At 56.8% G+C, this 14,053-nt stretch carries 11 protein-coding genes; 4 read left to right on the forward strand and 7 right to left on the reverse strand.

Annotated elements, in window-relative coordinates:
- Positions 1-470 precede the first annotated feature (470 nt).
- Positions 471-1,565 (forward strand): sigma-54 interaction domain-containing protein, encoded by a 1,095-nt coding sequence (locus RBB76_RS04835; protein WP_429628539.1) that lies wholly within the window; start codon positions 471-473, stop codon positions 1,563-1,565.
- Positions 1,566-1,650: 85 nt separating this feature from the next.
- Here the strand turns inward: RBB76_RS04835 and RBB76_RS04840 are convergent, their stop codons facing one another.
- The 6 genes from RBB76_RS04840 to RBB76_RS04865 are packed head-to-tail and all read right to left on the reverse strand — an operon-like array spanning position 1,651 to position 8,498.
- The gene (locus RBB76_RS04840) at positions 1,651-3,027 is read right to left on the reverse strand and encodes a TIGR03013 family XrtA/PEP-CTERM system glycosyltransferase (protein WP_429628538.1); all 1,377 of its coding nucleotides are present in this window, start codon (positions 3,025-3,027) and stop codon (positions 1,651-1,653) included.
- Between the two features lie 18 nt (positions 3,028-3,045).
- Positions 3,046-3,996: a CpsD/CapB family tyrosine-protein kinase gene (locus RBB76_RS04845; protein ID WP_429628537.1), complete on the reverse strand. Its 951-nt coding sequence runs from the start codon at positions 3,994-3,996 to the stop codon at positions 3,046-3,048.
- Complete coding sequence (locus RBB76_RS04850) at positions 3,993-4,919, reverse strand: ExeA family protein (RefSeq protein ID WP_353063635.1); 927 nt, start codon at positions 4,917-4,919, stop codon at positions 3,993-3,995. Before RBB76_RS04850 ends, RBB76_RS04845 begins: the two co-directional genes overlap by 4 nt.
- A gap of 1 nt (position 4,920) precedes the next feature.
- Positions 4,921-6,462: a GumC family protein gene (locus RBB76_RS04855; protein WP_429628536.1), complete on the reverse strand. Its 1,542-nt coding sequence runs from the start codon at positions 6,460-6,462 to the stop codon at positions 4,921-4,923.
- 9 nt (positions 6,463-6,471) lie between these two features.
- Positions 6,472-7,809 (reverse strand): hypothetical protein, encoded by a 1,338-nt coding sequence (locus RBB76_RS04860; protein WP_429628535.1) that lies wholly within the window; start codon positions 7,807-7,809, stop codon positions 6,472-6,474.
- Positions 7,810-7,817: 8 nt separating this feature from the next.
- A complete protein-coding gene (locus RBB76_RS04865; protein ID WP_429628534.1) occupies positions 7,818-8,498 on the reverse strand; it encodes a polysaccharide biosynthesis/export family protein in 681 nt (226 codons plus the stop codon).
- 465 nt (positions 8,499-8,963) lie between these two features.
- On the opposite strand from RBB76_RS04865, the gene RBB76_RS04870 reads away from it, so the two are divergent.
- The 3 genes from RBB76_RS04870 (at position 8,964) to RBB76_RS04880 (ending at position 12,959) form a co-directional block, all read left to right on the forward strand.
- Positions 8,964-9,875: an exosortase/archaeosortase family protein gene (locus tag RBB76_RS04870; RefSeq protein WP_429628533.1), complete on the forward strand. Its 912-nt coding sequence runs from the start codon at positions 8,964-8,966 to the stop codon at positions 9,873-9,875.
- Positions 9,872-10,528 (forward strand): exosortase C-terminal domain/associated protein EpsI, encoded by a 657-nt coding sequence (locus RBB76_RS04875; protein WP_429628532.1) that lies wholly within the window; start codon positions 9,872-9,874, stop codon positions 10,526-10,528. The genes RBB76_RS04870 and RBB76_RS04875 overlap by 4 nt, the downstream gene beginning before the upstream one ends.
- Positions 10,529-10,661: 133 nt before the next feature.
- Positions 10,662-12,959, forward strand: a complete 2,298-nt coding sequence (locus tag RBB76_RS04880) for a tetratricopeptide repeat protein (RefSeq protein WP_429628531.1) — start codon at positions 10,662-10,664, stop codon at positions 12,957-12,959.
- Here RBB76_RS04880 and RBB76_RS04885 read toward each other — a convergent pair.
- Positions 12,956-14,053 carry a glycosyltransferase family 4 protein gene (locus tag RBB76_RS04885; protein WP_433963518.1) on the reverse strand — a complete coding sequence of 366 codons (1,098 nt, stop codon included), beginning with the start codon at positions 14,051-14,053 and terminating at the stop codon, positions 12,956-12,958. The genes RBB76_RS04880 and RBB76_RS04885 overlap by 4 nt on opposite strands.

Below are 14,053 nucleotides of genomic sequence, written 5' to 3' on the forward strand. Positions count from 1 at the left end.
CCAAACCTACGGTGATCCTGAACCCGGTTGGCCCCCTGGATCAGGCTGTACTCGATCTAGACAGTTGCAAACGCGGGCCGGTCATCCTGACCACCCCACGCCAGCAGATTTTAGCTCGTCCGACACAGCACTTTGCAAAAAATGTTACGAACTTTGCCGACAAAAGAGATAAAGGTTTACCACTCTTCTATCGAGTAGGCCTAGCTTACATGGTACTGGCATAAGTGAAACTAAAAAAATGCAGAATTTTTTTTGTTGGTTACTTTGGTGAAAGCGGCCCTGGTGACCTTCAAATCCCACGGAAAACTGCTATTTCAATCCGATTCTGAAGTTTATTCGTATATTCGGGCTTGCAATTAGGCCCACGAAATCCACGCTTCCATCCTCTAATCTATGACAAATGGCGCTTGACGTGCATATGTGAACCGTATTGCAAAGTTGCGGTTTCTACCCAACGCCGATAGGAAAAAATGACCTTGGATCACCACGTCGAATCCGCCGTCTCGCTCAATCTCCCGCCTCTCGAAATTTTTTTCGGCAAGACGGCCGCTATGCAGGCGGTTCGAAACAAGCTGGAGAGAGTAGCCGAGACCGATGTCCCTGTTTTGATCCAAGGTGAAAGCGGCACCGGCAAAGAGATCTGCGTACGCCTGCTGCATGCGTTCTCTCTGCGGAGCAGGGGTTCTCTGGTCAAAGTAAGCTGCCCTGCGATACCCCACACGTTGCTCGAGACAGAGCTGTTTGGCTATGAAAAAGGGGCGTTTACAGGCGCTATGTCCACGAAGCTGGGACGCGTGGAACAATCGCACCACGGTACACTCTTTCTGGATGAGGTGGGGAGCCTGGACCTTGGAGTTCAGTCGAAACTGCTTCAAGTGCTGCAGGACGGAACGTTCGTCCGAGTAGGCGGCCATGAACCCCGAAACATTGTTACCCGGTTGGTCTCGGCCTCCAACACCGACCTTCGTAGTCAGGTCGAGGATGGAACCTTCCGTCTGGATTTTCTCTTCCGCATCAATGCGGTTACGATCAACCTCCCGCCATTACGCCAACGGATCGCCGATCTGCCCATCCTGATCGATTACTTCATCGATCACTATGCAAAAATCTTCCACAATGCACCGGAATTGCTCTCGAAGAGCGCGGTTCGCCTGATGCAGAACTATCACTGGCCGGGAAATATCCGCCAATTGGAAAACCTGATTCGTAGCTATGTTTTGATCGGCAGCGAGGAGGCGCTCGTAGCGGAACTTATGCCCGAGACACCGCGCGGCGGAATCACAACCGATATCGACCTCAGCGAGCCTATTTCGCTCAAGAACATTACGAAGAAGGCGACCCAGGACCTGGAACGGCAGATCATTCTCAAAGTGCTGCAGGAGAATAGCTGGAACCGGCAAAAGACGGCGAAGTGGCTGCAGATCAGCTATCGGTCGCTGCTCTACAAACTGAGCGAGGTCGGAATGCCAGAGGTGCCACCTCGGCCCCTGCGAATACCTCATCTGGTGAAGAAAGAAGAGCGCACCGTTAAGACTGCACTGTCGTCCCGGACGCGGATTTACTGATTCCCCGATGTTGATTCCTTAGCACGCCCCACCGACACGCGCACCCTTTACTCGAAGCCGATTCCTTGAAGATTCGACAGCGGTATTATTGCGCGCCCTGCCGACGAATGATCGTCTTGATCGTCTCGAACATGATCAGCAGATCGAGCCCAAGAGTCATGTGCTTGATGTAATAAAGATCGAACTCCAGCTTTTCGCGCGCTTCGGCCAGAGTCGAACCATAGCCGTAGCGGACTTGAGCCCAGCCCGTGAGGCCTGGGCGAATCATGTGGCGAAGATTGAAGTATGGGATCTGTTCGGTAAGCCATGGCACAAACTCGGGCCGTTCTGGACGCGGACCTACAAAGCCCATGTCGCCACGCAGAACGTTCCAGAGTTGCGGGACTTCGTCGAGGCGGGTCTTCCGCATAAACATACCTACGCCTGTCACGCGAGGATCATTCTTGGTCGCCCACTTTGCGCCGGTAACCTCGGCATCAGTGCGCATCGTACGAAATTTGTAGACCGTGAAGTTCTTGCCACCTAAACCTACTCGCGTCTGCCGGAAGAAGATTGGTCCCGGCGACGAGAGGCGAACCAGGAGCACAACGATCGGGAAAAAGGGGAGAAAGAGAAGCAATCCCACTGCGGCTGTCAGTGTCGAGACAATCCTTCGTGCAATCTGCTGAGACGGCTTGACTCGGAAGCCTTCGCTGTAAATGAAGCTGCTGGGATGCAGGCCGTCGAGATGGAGTTTGCCGGTAAGCCGCTCGAGCAGAGCTCCGGCATCTTCGATGACAACGCCGTTGAATCGCAGCTTGAGCAACTCGCGAACGGGAAATTCGCCGCGACGGTCCTCGATCGCGACGATGACGCGATCGACAGGTGGCTTGGGCCCGGAGAATTTCTCGAGAGCCACATGGATGGCCTCTTTGCGCTGGTCTCGGTCGACCACTACACCATCCCAGCCGAGCACCTCCATGCCTGCATCCTTGCGTGATTCGAGCAGGTTAACGATGGATTGGGCGCGGTCGCCTGCGCCCAGAACATAAACCCGCTCCCGGAAGATCTCTCGTCCAATGACCCACTCGTAGGCGCTTCGCCACGCCACCAGCGCGAGAGTGAGAAAGATGAGGCCGAGCAGCAGGACATATTGAGCGATGTCGAGAGCGGGAAAGACGTAGATGATCGCCGACAGCAGAAACGACAGAAATCCAAGAACGAGCAGCAGGCGAAAATAGATCTCCCAGCTTGCGGAGATGCGCTGTGGTTCGTAGAGATCGAAGTAGTAGGAACAGAGCAGCGTCAGGACGGTAAGACCGATAATTTTCAATCCCCCGTTCTCATAATTGAGAACGAGGTAGGTGTCCGGCCCCATCAGCAACACCGTCGCCAGCAGGAAGCTACCACTCACAATCAGCGCTTCGCACAGCAGGAGAACGATGGTACGGGTGGGGTAGTACACGTTGAAGAGCCGAATCATCTGGTCAATTGCTCCCACTTACGGTTTGGAGGCGTCGTATCCATAGTAGCTGCCGACCTGAGGTTGCTCCTCTACGGCGTTCAGAACAAATCCAAGAATATTCGAGGCTTTTAGCTCGCTCTGCGCCCGTTGCGCAATGGGGAATTTGGTCTCTCCACTGCGTGCAACGAGAAGAACTCCATCACAGGAACGGGCCAGGTTGACGGCATCGGAGACAGGCAGAACTGGTGAAGAGTCAACGATAATCCAGTCGAAGTGCGGCGCCGCTAGACGAATCAACTCGCCGAAGCGGGGACTTCCGGAGAGGTCGGCTGCCTTGTCGCCGCCATTGCCGCCCGCGATAAAGGTCAGGTTCTGCGCGATCGCGGCAGTCCCCGCGTTCATCCCCTCAAACGACTCCGACCGCTGCATCACCTCGATCACGCTCGCCTTGCCGCCGAGATAATCCGCGAGGCCGGGATGAGACTCGCAGCCAAGAAGTTGATGCAGGGTGTAGCGACGCATATCTCCATCGATCAGGAGTACCTTGCTATTCTTGTGGCGCGCGAGGCTCATGGCCAGATTGGTCGAGATGAAACTTTTGCCCTCTTGCGGCAGGCCGCTGGTAACCATGATGGTCTTAAGCGGGCTGATATCGCGGAGCTCGAAGATTCGCGAGCGGAGACTGCGAAACTGCTCAACCGCAGGTCCGCGCTCGAGCAGCGACGGCAGTTGTTCGAGGGACAGTGCCCAGGGGCGCAGCGGAATCGTACTGAGATCGAGCGCGTTGGGGTCCACCGGCGCGACGTAGGACTCACCATAAGGCCGTGCTTCTGCAGGTGCGCTGGCTGGCTCTTCCTCAGCGGTGGCCACGGCGGTCGCATAGATGGCCGATTTGACGGAGGCCTCCGGAGTTCGCGGCTCCGGTTCGCGCCGGTCCAATTTGCGGTCAGACTCTGCCTTCTGGAGTGCTTCGTAGATGCGGCTCATCGATCGTGCCTTCCCGGCTCTTTATTGAAAGCTGCCATAAAATTATCTTCTTTCGAGTTCAGACCGGACTGCTTGTCCCCGTTGCCGATCACAGCCGAAGAGAGCATGAAGGGCTGTACCTCCAACTCCAGTTCTGCCGCGACGCCTTCTACGATGGTGGCGGTCACCTGCTCCACCTGTTCCACATACGCCACGATCAGCGAGTGCTCGCACAGCAAGTTGATGATGCGCGGAATTCCGCGGCTGGCCCGGTGAATCAGATCCAGCGCCTCAAGTGAAAACAGCGACCAGCTTGCTCCTGCAATCCGCAGACGTTCAGCCACATAGGCGTGCGTCTGGCTCTCGGTCAGGGCTTGGGTGCGGCACCACAGCGAAACGCGTTGCCGGAGCTGCCGCACGCTTGGATGGCGCAGCTTCTCTTCAAGCTCAGGCTGTCCCGACAGCACAATCTGCAACAGCTTTTCGGATGAGGTCTCAAGATTGGTAAGAAGCCGAATCTCTTCGAGCAGCTCCCACGACAGATTCTGCGCCTCGTCGACGACCACCACGCAGGTCTCTTCCATGCGAAAGCGTTCGATCAGCCAGCGGTTCAACTGCAGCAGCATGCCCGACTTGGTTCGCGTCGCCGGCACAATGCCGAAGTCGGTCAATACAAACTCGAGGAAATCCAATACATCGAGACGCGGGTTGAAGACGAAGGCGGTGGAGACCTTACGGCCGCTGAAGGAACTCAACGCTCGGCGCAGCAATGTGGTTTTGCCGGTGCCGACCTCGCCTGTCAGTACTGTGAACCCCTTTCGTGCCGAGATTCCATACTCCAGGCACGCCAACGCCTCCCGCGTGTGCGGCATCATGTAAAGAAACCGAGGGTCGGGACTGGTTCCGAAGGGACTGCTCTGGAGTTTGAAGAAGGTGTTATACATCTCAGCCCCCCGCATTCATGAGCGGCTTGCCACCCGCGGTTATGTCCGGACTACCGCGGCCGAAAAGCTTGCGCTTCGCAACGACCGGTTCCTGTTCGCCGGTAAAGCCAATGACGCCGAGCGTCGGCAGCTTCGTAAACGCCCAGATATCGCGTTCGCTGCGAATCGCGGTGTCCAGATATTCGAGCAAAGCTACGAAGGCCAAGCCTAATGCCAGTCCAAGGAAAAGGCCGCCCATGACGAAGACCGGGCGCTTGGGAGAGGAGGGTGACTCAGGGAGGTTTGGCTCATCCATGACCCGGAACTGCTCCCCCTGTTGGCGCCGCTCGAGGTCGGTTGCCATCTTGGATTGATTCAGCTTGTTGAGCAGATCATCGTAAAACGCCTGTGCGGTCTGGTTATCCCGTGTGATGCTCTTATACTCTTCCTCCACCGCAGGGCTGGAGGCGACGCGATCCTGATACGTCCGAAGCTGCGCTTGAACTTCAGCCTGATCTCGCTTCTTCTGAGCAATGCCGAGGTCCATCGCGCGGATCTGGGCACGCATCTGTTGCACGCTGAGAGAGTCGGTCGGTTTAGGCGCGGAAGATGCCGGCGAGACCGGCGTTGTGGGTGCCTGGGCTATTTTGCGCTCCAATTCATTGACCTTTCTCTGCGCGCTAACAACATCGGGATAGTCATCGGTGTAGCGCGCTCTCAGATCAGCCAGTTGCGCCTGAAGCTGCTGGAGTTCCAGCTGCTGAGCCTGGGGAGCCGCAGTTCCGTGCTCCGTGGCCTGCGACTGCTGGACCTGCTGAGCCTGCTGCATGGACAGGATGGATTCTGCGTAACTCTTGTCCTGCTCCATGCGGGCGAGCGCCTGGGTCGCGGCATCCAGCTGCGTGTTGAGTGTCGTCAACATGTTGATGTTCGACGTCTCCGCACCCGGCAGCTTACCCATATAAGTTTGCTGAAACTTGGCCAGGCGTGCGTCCTGTTCGTCCAGCTTTGCCTTGGCATCGGCTAGCTGACTCTTCAGAAACTCGGTCGTTCCCGCGGCCGAAGCAGCCCGGTCGCTGAGGTTTTCACTGACGAAGAGCGACTGAATCTCGCCGCACACCAGCTGGGCCGTGCGCGGATCGTTCGCCTTGAAGGAGATAAAAAAACCTGGCAGCCCGTTGGTTCGGGCAATCTCCGATTGAATAGGCGTAATCCCAATATTTTTGCGGGTCAGGTCGATGCGATCGTCCATTGACAGCTTCCCGTTGGCAAACAGGTTGAAGCGCTCGATGATGGGCTGAAGGCGTGACCGGCTTAAGATCTGCTCCTTCATCGAGGCCAATCGTCCGCTCAGATCCTCGGTCACAACCGCTTTGACGTAGGACTCCGGAACCTTCTGCTGCTCCACCAAGACCAGCGTCTGGGAGATATATTGCGGCTGCACCAGAAAAGTAAGCCCATATCCGACGATGGGAAAGATAATCGCGGGAATGGCAATCATCCACCATCTTCGTTTCAGGATGGTGAGGTAGTCCTGGACCGTCAATGCGCGATGACCAAGCATGATGACTCCTTAGAATTGCCCCAGATCGGTGGAACGGGGCGTGAATGTAACCCCGAATCCAATCGTCTGGTAGGTGCTGTCGAGCGCGTTTTGTGGCACCGGCACAATCAAATTGCTGTTGCTAATGGACTGACTTGCACCCGTATAGCTCGCATACCCGGAGAAATGGGTGCTGAACCGGCGAGTAACCTGGATGCCCCCGTAGACTGTGTCGTACGTTTCGTTGGTCGTGGCGAGAGTAGGGCCGTTGAAAAACTGCGTCAGGCCGGAGCTGTGAGTGTAAGCGGCGGAGAGACCAACAACCCAGTTCCGACCATAGGTATGGCCTGCGGAGGCTCCCACGGAATCGGAGAACGCCCCGGGTAGTACGCCGGACCCATTATTCACGCCTCGACTATAGCTCACGCCCGCATGCGTATTCCGATTCGCATAAGAGATTCCCGCGTTGACAGCGACACCGGTCGAGTCGGGAATAAGGGCGCTATCGGAGCTCGAAACCCACTGCGGACCGACTGAGGCGTTGACGCTGAGCGTACGGCTCAGCACCCGCTGATAGAGAAGATTGAGGCCGCGAGTTTGGAAGTCAGGTGTATTTACGCCGGCTTCCTCGCCGCTATAAGAGTACGTCGAGTAGACCGCCGAGACGCCGATCGAGCTTCGCGCATCAATTCGATGATTCAGCGCGACAGTTCCTGAAACCTGGCTGGTATCGAGTCCACTGTTAGCATCGCTGTCCAGATAATGCAGGACTCCCCAGGTGCCTGAGCCGCTGATGGAAGTATTGCTTGTAAGCGTCCGCTCCACACTGCCGCTGAGGGCGTTCCCGATGCGATCGCCGGAGGTGGTGATGATTGCCCCGATCGGCCCGGAACCTGGACCCTGGGTCGGAAATGCTCCAAGGTCTCCTACACCGGCGATTCCCGAGAGCCCTGTCGTGGGCGACTGTGGCAGAAAGCTGAAAGAGTCAGAGATATTGAAGATCCAGTGACGAGTCACATAGCCCTGTGACGCCGAAATGTTCCAAAACGAGGTGGTTCCCCCAGCAGCCTGGTTGGCCAGAACGACACCCCCCGCGAACAGTACACTGAACGGCCGTGTCGCACTCGGCGACGTATAGGCGGCATTGCCTGAAAGATCGGTTGCGTACGTCGTCTCACCCGATTGGTAGTATCCGAACTGGATCACCTCCGAGGCGCTAAGCGCATAGTGAAAAACCCCATCGAGATTAGGCAGGTTCGGCCCCAGGGTGGAAACCATCGACGACTCTGCGGTGGGCAGAGCCTGGCCTTGCGCGATGGAGGAGACCATCGACAGCAACAAAGCCGAAATCAGTGTTTGGATCTTCATACCTTCCTTCATGGGACGACGATTGTGTCTCCCGGAAGCAGCGAGACCCCCGAATTTTCTCCCTTTAGCGCCTGCTTGTAATTGAACGGGATCTTCTGTTGTTTTCCTGCCGTCGTTCGCAGAATATAAATGCGCTTGGAGTTCGCAAACTGCGTGATACCGCCCCCTGTGACAATCGCCTGCAGTGGAGTCATGCCCGGAGTCATCACGACTGGACCAACCTTCCCGACTTCGCCAACCAGAAAGACGCGTTGGCTGTTGACTCCCAGAACTACCACCGTGACCACAGGATCCTGAATGTACTTTTTGAGCCGTTGACTGATATCAGTCGAAAGCGCCGTGGGCGTCATTCCGGCAGCGGGAATATCTCCAACCAACACGAGAGAGATCATCCCGTCGGGTCGCACCGGAATCGTACCGGAGAGCGTTGGCTCCTTCCAAACAGTGATCTGCAGAGAGTCCTCTGGCCCGATTACGTATCGATTCGCATCCATCGGCCCTGCGTAGGTCGCACTCGCGGCCGTGGGGACTTTTGGATCAACTGGAGCCGTGGTCTGCCCCCCCGGCGTCGCATTTGGTGTTGCGCCTGCGGTCGCCGCCGGCTTTGATGTGACCTGTGCTGCGAGTGACCCGGCCGCGATCGGTAAGAGCAGCAGCACAGCGCCCATGGAACAGAACCGCTTTATCAAAATAACCTCATCCTTCCTTCGCCTTTGACTGCTGTGGATAGATACATCCATTCTGACGCATCCCTCTGTGGCCGAGAGCATTTCGTCTTAGATAGCGAACACTCTTTTGTCCCCATCGACCGAAGACCTCGCGGCGAAGATCCTGGATCTTCTATCGGCAATTATTACCTATCAGGCAATGCGTATGCCAAAGCTCGATGTGTGCCGAATATTTGTCGAGGAAATTTGAAAAATGCATAAATTCGGTAGAAAATCACCGCATTGCCCCTCATGGGTTCCTTAGATGTGCAGATTATCAGTGCCTGTGTGAAACTTTTTTCCCTTTGGGGGGATTCTCCGTACCACTTTTGTGTCGATAGACCCTAAACGGATAAAGAAACCGAGGTTCGAAGAGGCATATAAATTGCTTACAGGGTTCAGGTGAAGTATAACGTCATACGAGCAACACAGGGGACTACTCACACCATGCCTTATGCAGTGGACTCGGCCGCCAAGGTGGCCAATCCAGAGCCACCGCTTACCTCCCTCTCCGGCGCGAAGGCCCGGCTTGAGTGGCTGCCATACGCCTCAATTGTCCTCCTGCTGGTAGTGCTGTACTACCGTGTCGGAATCAAACTGGTATACGACTGGTCGACCCTCCCGGATTACTCTCACGGTTTCCTGGTCCCTTTTTTCGTAGCGTTTCTCATCTGGGACAAGAGGAAGGTGATCGAGTCCACGCCGATCCGCCAGAGCTGGCTCGGGGTTCCTCTCGTCATCTTTTCCCTTGCCGTACTGATTCTTGGCATTTATGGCGTCGAACTGTTCACCTCGCGCATGTCCTTCATCTTCCTGATGGCTGGCCTGATCTGGACCTTCTTCGGCTGGGCGATGGTGCGGGTGCTGCGCTTCCCTCTTCTGGTTCTTATTCTTGCGATTCCGTTTCCCGCAATTGTCTTCAACCAGATCACCTTCCCTCTTCAACTGCTGGCCTCGCGAATTGCTAGTGACATCCTGCCGCTGCTCGGAGTGCCCACGCTGCACGAGGGCAACGTGATCGAGTTGCCCGTCATGAAGCTCGAGGTAGCCGAGGCCTGCAGCGGCATTCGCTCGCTGATGAGTCTGTTCACGCTCTCAGTCTTCTACGGCTATTTCCTGGAGCACACCACCAGGCGCCGCGTCATTCTCGCCCTGGCCAGCATTCCCATAGCCGTCACTGCCAACGTAGCCCGCATCGTAGGCACAGGTTTATGTGTCCAGTATTGGGACCCGGAGAAGGCGCTTGGCTTCTTCCATGAGTTCTCCGGCTGGGTAATGTTCGTCATCTCTCTCGCCTGTCTCTATTTGGTCCACCGTGCCATGCGGCTGATCTCCCCCGAAAAGGCGCAAACCACATGAAATCCCCACGCTTCTGGCTCGTGATTCTTCTACTGGCCGCCACGGCTTTCGTGCTACAAACCCGTGGAGATACGGACTATGTGCCCGCCAGTCAGCCGCTAAGTCAGATGCCGGAGCAACTGGACGGCTTGACCTCCCAGGACATTCCCCTCACCGACGATACCCTTGCTGTACTCGGTAAAGGTGACTTCCTCAATCGCGTCTACGTCGGTCCGCAAGCATCCACGAATAGTCACTCGATCCCTATCAGCCTGTTTATTGGCTACTTCCCCAGCCAGCGCACGGGTCAAACCATGCACTCTCCACAGAACTGCCTACCTGGCGCCGGATGGACCTTTGACTCGCAGAAATACGCCAGCCTTCAGGACGTCAACGGCAAGAACTATAAAGTGGGCGAATACGTCATCAGCAACGGAGAGATCAAACAATTTGTTATCTATTGGTATCAGGCGCATGGCCGCAGCATCCCCAATGAGTACAAGGCGAAGCTTTATATGATCGCCGATGCTATCCGGATGAACCGCACCGATGGCGCCCTGGTTCGCGTCATCACCCAGGTTCTGCCGTCGGAGTCGTTAGAAAGCGCAAGAGAGCGGGCTATTCAATTCACCCAGCAGATGGCTCCGAACCTGCCCCGGTTTATCCCCGACTGACCGCCGATGAGCCGAAGTTTCACCTAAGTTGTATCTCGCGGTGCAACGTCTGGCCCCGTCGATGTCAATGACAGTGCGAGAATGACAGTGCGAGAATGACAAGACCCCTGAAGATCAGTTGAGGAAATCTGCGATGAGAACTACCCTTCCCTTGGCAGCCCGTCGAATCACCACAGTGCTGGCCATCTCGCTTGCTCTCGGACTCACCTCCGGTTGCCATCGCGATCCGAACAAGCAGAAGCTGCGTTACCTTGAGAGCGGCAAGCGCTACGCCGACCAGGGCAAGTACAAAGAGGCGACCATACAGTTTGCCAACGCCCTCAAGGTCGACCGCAACTATGCCGACGCTCACTATCAACTCTCCAAGGTCTTCATGAAACAGGGATCAGTCATGCCTGCGTATGGGGAACTGATGCGCACGGTCGATCTGCAGCCCGGCAATCTTCAGGCGCGCATTGATCTAGGCAATATTCTGCTTGCGGGCAAGCAGGTCGACCGCGCCGCCGCGCAGGCCGCTGCGGTCCTCGCGATCGACAACAATAATGCTGACGCTCATGCCCTGCTCTCCAACATCGCCACAGCGAAGGGAGATCGCATCGAGGCACTGGCCCAGATTCAGCAGGCCCTCGCCGCAGATCCCAATCGCGCCACTTTCCATGCCACTCTCGGCCTGTTGCAGAGTAACGACCCAGCTACGGCCGCTGAGGGCGAAGACCAGCTCCGCAAAGCCGTCTCTCTGGACGGGAAGAACGTAACCGCACACGTAGTCCTAGCATCGCTCTTGCAGAAAAAAGGAGACTTTCAAGGCGCAGAGGAACAGATGAAGGCCGCGATCGCCGCTGATCCAAAGAGCGTGATGGCGCGCGCCAGTCTCGCAGATTTGTACATGCGCCAAAAAGATACTGCAAAGGCCGAGCAGACCCTTCGCCAGGCATCTGAGGATCTATCCGACTCCGAGAGTGGGGCGGGAATGCTGGCAACTTATTACATCCGCACCAATCAGCTGGTCCCGGGGGAGGCGACCTACGCAGACCTGGTCGCGAAGCACCCAAAGAGCGTTCCACTCAAAATCGCATATCTTCGCCTGCTGATTCTCAATAAAGATCTGCCCAAGGCGAGAACCGTTGGCGCGGAGCTGGCCAAGACCGACAACAACATTCCCGAAGTTGCCGTTCTCAATGGCATGCTTTTGCTGAACGACGGCAAGACCGCCGACGCCTTCAACTCGCTGCAGAAGGCAGCCAAGGCCAATCCCGACAATCTCGTCGTCAAGCTCTGGCTCGGCCGCGCGGCACGCGCTAAAGGCGACATGAGCGTTGCCCAGCAGAGCTTCCGCGACGCAGCCAGAATTAGCCCCGGCAGTATGGAAGCGCAGGCTGGCCTCGCCGAGATCTCCATTGATACCCACGACTTCACCACGCTCCACCAGGTAGCCGACACCGCCATTGCCATCAATCCGCAGGTCGCGGCCCCTTACATCTGGCGCGGCATTGCTGAAGACAACCAGAAGGAGTACGACAAAGCCGACGCAGACTTCCATCAGGCCATCAAGCTCGATCCCAAAAACTCCGCCGGCTATCTGGAACTCGCCCAGCTGCGCCTCTTCCAGCAGAAGACTGCTGAAGCCACGACCCTCCTCGAGCAGGCCCTCGAGTTGAACCCGAATTCCTCCCGCTCTCTGCGTCTGCTGGCCTCCGCTCTGATGTTTGAAAAGCAACCGGCCAAAGCGATCACCCGGGTGCAGGACCAGATTGCAAAGTCTCCGCAAAACGCCGACATGTACAACCTGCTGGCTGAGTTGCAGCTGAACACGGGCGATGCCAAAGACGCGCTTGCCACTGCAGAAAAGGCGATGCAGCTGAACCCGAACGACAGCTCAGCCGTCATCACCTACACTCGAGCCGAAGTCACCGCGGGTGATCCCGCCAAGGCCGTGGCCAAGTGGCAGCAGTGGACAACCGACCACCCCACCGATGTCCAGGGACTCACCATGCTAGGCACCATGCAGGAGTCGCAGGGTGATCGCAACGGCGCCATGGCCACCTACAAGAAGGCCCTCGCGATTCAGCCGGAGCAGCCCATCGCCGCCAACAACCTTGCATACCTCATGGTGGATACCGGACAGAATCTTGACGTCGCCCTCTCTCTGGCCCAGGTAGCGCGGCGCGGTATGCCCTCCTCGCCGAACACGGCTGACACCCTGGCCTGGATCTACTACCAGAAGGGCAACTTCGCTTCAGCCCGCGATCTTCTGGAGGATGCCGTGAAAACGGCTCCTAACAGCGCTTCCATCCACTATCACCTGGGCATGACGTACACCAAGCTGTCCAACAACTCCGAGGCGATGACCCATCTGAAGAAAGCGGTGGCTCTGGCCCCAAACAGCCAAATTGAGAAGGATGCTGATCGGGAGCTCGCTCGGCTGGGCTAACCCTTCAGCAGACTTCCGTAGAAATTGATGATCTGGGTCATCATGGCTTCGGTTGTGAATTTTTCGGCCACCAACCTCTTTCCCTCTGCCCCCATCTGCCTTGCTTTCGCAGGATTGGAGAGCAGATGAACAATCGCCGCCGCTAGAGCACCCGAATCCTCGGGCGGCACAATGACTCCGCTGACCCCATCCTGGACGGCCTCTGCATTTCCACCAACATTCGTGGCAACAACCGGAAGCGATGCGGCCATGGCCTCGACGATTGCATTCGAGAAGCCCTCGCTCCGTGACGGAAGCACGAAGACATCGGCGGTGGCGAGATGTTCCCTGAGATCTTTTACGCCGCCAGCAAAACGAAATCTGCCAGAAAGGTTCAGGTCCCGCACCAGCACCTGCAGTTCCGCAAAATAATCCGGTTCCAACACGTCCCCCGCGATGCTGAACGTTACTTTGGGAAATTGTGCTGCGACGGACGCTGCGGCTCTGATAAAGACATCGTGCCCCTTCACGCGGCGAATGTTGCCGACCGTCGTAACGAGAACTTCGCCTTCGTGTTTCGCTGCTAAGAAGGTCGAGCTCCAGTCAGCCAGATCGAGTCCGTTGTAGATCGTCTGTACGCGCGACGGTTTGATTCCGTCCACGTCAATGCAGTGTCGGCGGACCTGCTCGGAGACGGCAAACACTCGGTCAGGAGCCCTTGCCATCAGGCGGTAAGCGGCATGATGCTTGCCTGTTCGGAGGATGCCCATGTCCCTGCGGCTCCAGATAAGCTTCGCGCTCGACATCGCTTTGGTTACAAATCCGGCCCAGAGATCAGAGCTCTCAAAGAACGTCTGAACGATCCGGATCTTCTGCTCTCTAAGGAACTTCCGCAGCTCGAGACTGCCTCGCAGCGCCGTCAGATCATACGTCCGTTGCAAAGGCAGAAGATACACGGAGCATGGCGGCGACTGGAGACCAGCGCTCGCGGGATCCGCTGAAAATGTCAGGATCGAAGCGCGGTATCCATATTTCGGCAGAAGAGCGGCAAGTTTAAGTACGATCCGTTCGCCGCCGCCAAGTGTTTTGGGAAACTGATCGAGGACGAGCAGCAC

Source organism: Tunturiibacter psychrotolerans (assembly GCF_051013365.1).
In the GTDB taxonomy this organism is placed as follows: domain Bacteria; phylum Acidobacteriota; class Terriglobia; order Terriglobales; family Acidobacteriaceae; genus Edaphobacter; species Edaphobacter psychrotolerans_A.

Bases quoted from the DNA above. Each gene is read 5' to 3' on its own strand.
- RBB76_RS04835 (WP_429628539.1), top strand. From the start codon at position 471: ATGACCTTGGATCACCACGTCGAATCCGCCGTCTCGCTCAATCTCCCG.
- RBB76_RS04840 (WP_429628538.1), bottom strand. From the start codon at position 3,027: ATGATTCGGCTCTTCAACGTGTACTACCCCACCCGTACCATCGTTCTC.
- RBB76_RS04845 (WP_429628537.1), bottom strand. From the start codon at position 3,996: ATGAGCCGCATCTACGAAGCACTCCAGAAGGCAGAGTCTGACCGCAAA.
- RBB76_RS04850 (WP_353063635.1), bottom strand. From the start codon at position 4,919: ATGTATAACACCTTCTTCAAACTCCAGAGCAGTCCCTTCGGAACCAGT.
- RBB76_RS04855 (WP_429628536.1), bottom strand. From the start codon at position 6,462: ATGCTTGGTCATCGCGCATTGACGGTCCAGGACTACCTCACCATCCTG.
- RBB76_RS04860 (WP_429628535.1), bottom strand. From the start codon at position 7,809: ATGAAGATCCAAACACTGATTTCGGCTTTGTTGCTGTCGATGGTCTCC.
- RBB76_RS04870 (WP_429628533.1), top strand. From the start codon at position 8,964: ATGCCTTATGCAGTGGACTCGGCCGCCAAGGTGGCCAATCCAGAGCCA.
- RBB76_RS04875 (WP_429628532.1), top strand. From the start codon at position 9,872: ATGAAATCCCCACGCTTCTGGCTCGTGATTCTTCTACTGGCCGCCACG.
- RBB76_RS04880 (WP_429628531.1), top strand. From the start codon at position 10,662: ATGAGAACTACCCTTCCCTTGGCAGCCCGTCGAATCACCACAGTGCTG.